We start from the raw sequence: 2,490 nt of genomic DNA on the forward strand, positions 1-2,490 counted from the left end.
CGCGAAGGCTTCGAAGTCACGTATCTGGATGTGAAGGACGACGGTCTGATCGATCTCGAGAAGTTCAAGGCCGCGCTGCGCCCTGATACGATTCTGGTCTCGGTGATGTCGGTGAACAACGAAATCGGCGTGATCCAGGACATCGAGGCGATCGGCGAGATCACCCGTGAAAAGGGCATCATTTTCCACGTCGACGCGGCGCAAGCCACCGGTAAGATCGCGATCGATCTGCAAAAGCTGAAGGTCGACCTGATGTCGTTCTCGGCCCACAAGACGTATGGTCCGAAGGGCATCGGCGCGCTGTATGTGCGTCGCAAGCCGCGTATCCGTATCGAGGCGCAGATGCACGGCGGCGGTCACGAGCGCGGCATGCGTTCGGGCACGCTGGCTACGCACCAGATCGTCGGTATGGGCGAAGCGTTCCGTATCGCGCGTGAAGAAATGGCGACGGAAAACGAACGTATCCGTATGCTTCGCGATCGTCTGTTGCGCGGCCTGCAGGACATGGAAGAAACGTATGTGAACGGCGACATGGAAAAGCGTGTGCCGCACAACCTGAACATCAGCTTTAACTTCGTCGAAGGCGAGTCGCTGATCATGGCGGTGAAGGACGTGGCCGTGTCGTCGGGCTCGGCTTGTACTTCGGCTTCGCTGGAACCGTCATATGTGCTGCGCGCATTGGGTCGTAACGACGAGCTGGCGCATAGCTCGATCCGTTTTACGGTCGGCCGTTTCACGACGGAGCAGGATGTCGACTATGTGATCAACCTGTTGAAGACCAAAATCTCGAAGCTGCGCGATCTGTCGCCGCTGTGGGAAATGCACCAGGACGGGATCGATATTTCGACGATCAAGTGGGCTGCACACTAAGGCGCCAACGCTTAAACGTCGAAAACGCAACGAATGCAGGTTGAAACGAAACAAGGAGTGTAATCATGTCTTATAGCGAAAAGGTTCTGGACCACTACGAAAACCCGCGCAACGTCGGTTCCTTCGCGAAGGACGACGACGCTGTCGGCACGGGCATGGTCGGCGCGCCGGCTTGCGGCGACGTGATGAAGCTGCAGATCCGCGTGGGCGCGGACGGCATCATCGAAGACGCGAAGTTCAAGACGTACGGCTGCGGTTCGGCAATCGCGTCGAGCTCGCTCGTCACCGAATGGGTGAAGGGCAAGACACTCGATCAGGCAATGTCGATCAAGAACACGCAGATCGCTGAAGAACTGGCGCTGCCGCCGGTGAAGATCCACTGCTCGATCCTCGCGGAAGACGCGATCAAGGCAGCTGTCGCCGATTACAAGCAGCGTCACGGTGAAGCGGTCGTCGAAGGCGACAGGCAACACGCGTAATCACGCGCGAGTGCGTGTTTGAGTGAGTCGAAGCGGGCAGTGCCTGGAGAAAAGCACGGTCCGGCATGAGCGATATTTGAGGCAGGCAGGGTCGCAGCGTGTCAGTAGGCATACGAATGCCGAACGCGCGCGGCGCAATGAGAAACGCTATGGCAATTACGTTGACCGAAAAGGCAGCACAGCACGTCCAGAAGTATCTGACTCGTCGCGGCAAGGGTGTCGGGCTGCGCGTGGGCGTGCGCACGACCGGTTGCTCGGGTTTAGCCTACAAGCTCGAGTACGTGGATGAACTCGCACCCGAAGACGAAGTGTTCGACTGCAACGGCGTGAAGATCATTGTCGACCCGAAGAGCCTCGCCTATATCGACGGCACCGAACTCGACTTCGCACGTGAAGGGTTGAACGAAGGCTTCAGGTTCAACAACCCGAACGTGAAGGACGAGTGCGGTTGCGGCGAATCGTTCCGCGTGTAAATCGGCTCGTTCCGCGTACAGCGGATCAAAGGCGGCGCGGGCCGCCTTTTTAGTTTCATCCGCGCATTCGGCTTCGTGTCTTGCGGCTGACCTTTGCCGTTGAACCTCCGCGGCGCTTTCGAGCCGCGTTTTTAGCCTGCACTCCGGTGCGCTTTCCTGAACCTGAACGGACTCTTTCTATCCGATGGCCTCGCTGAAAGACAGCCACTTCGACCTGTTCGATCTACCGGCACAATTCGTGCTCGACCCAGCGACGCTCGATCACGCCTACCGCACGGTGCAGGCGCAAGTGCATCCGGACCGCTTCGCAGCGGCCGGCGACGCGCAAAAGCGTATCGCGATGCAATGGGCGACGCGCACCAACGAGGCGTATCAGACGTTGCGCGATCCGTTGAAGCGCGCGACCTACCTGCTGCACCTGCGCAACATCGACGTCGGCTCGGAGAACAACACAGCGATGGAGCCGGCGTTTCTGATGCAGCAGATGGAGTGGCGCGAAAACATCGAAGACGCGGCCGCGGCGAAGAACGTCGACGCGCTCGACGCCTTGCTGACCGAACTGCGCGACGAAGAGCGCATGCGTTTCGACAAGCTCGGCGCGCTGCTCGACAGCGGCGCGAATCAGGTGGCGGGCGAGGCGGTGCGGCAGTTGATGTTCATCGAGCGGG

Annotated in this window: 4 protein-coding genes; all 4 read left to right on the plus strand. The window is 59.6% G+C overall.

Going from position 1 to position 2,490, the window contains the following annotated elements; translation table 11 throughout:
• A partial coding sequence (locus tag VFE81_RS17820) for an IscS subfamily cysteine desulfurase (protein WP_325045856.1) occupies positions 1 to 870 on the plus strand: 870 nt, incomplete at its 5' end.
• Between the two features lie 65 nt (positions 871 to 935).
• Positions 936 to 1,349: a Fe-S cluster assembly scaffold IscU gene (gene iscU, locus VFE81_RS17825; RefSeq protein ID WP_325045857.1), complete on the plus strand. Its 414-nt coding sequence runs from the start codon at positions 936 to 938 to the stop codon at positions 1,347 to 1,349.
• A 149-nt stretch (positions 1,350 to 1,498) separates the two neighbouring features.
• Positions 1,499 to 1,822 (plus strand): iron-sulfur cluster assembly protein IscA, encoded by a 324-nt coding sequence (gene iscA, locus VFE81_RS17830; RefSeq protein WP_323043884.1) that lies wholly within the window; start codon positions 1,499 to 1,501, stop codon positions 1,820 to 1,822.
• Between the two features lie 184 nt (positions 1,823 to 2,006).
• Positions 2,007 to 2,490 (plus strand): Fe-S protein assembly co-chaperone HscB (hscB, locus tag VFE81_RS17835; RefSeq protein ID WP_325045858.1); only part of this gene is annotated, 484 nt, incomplete at its 3' end.

The organism is Paraburkholderia sp., assembly GCF_035656215.1.
GTDB lineage: Bacteria > Pseudomonadota > Gammaproteobacteria > Burkholderiales > Burkholderiaceae > Paraburkholderia.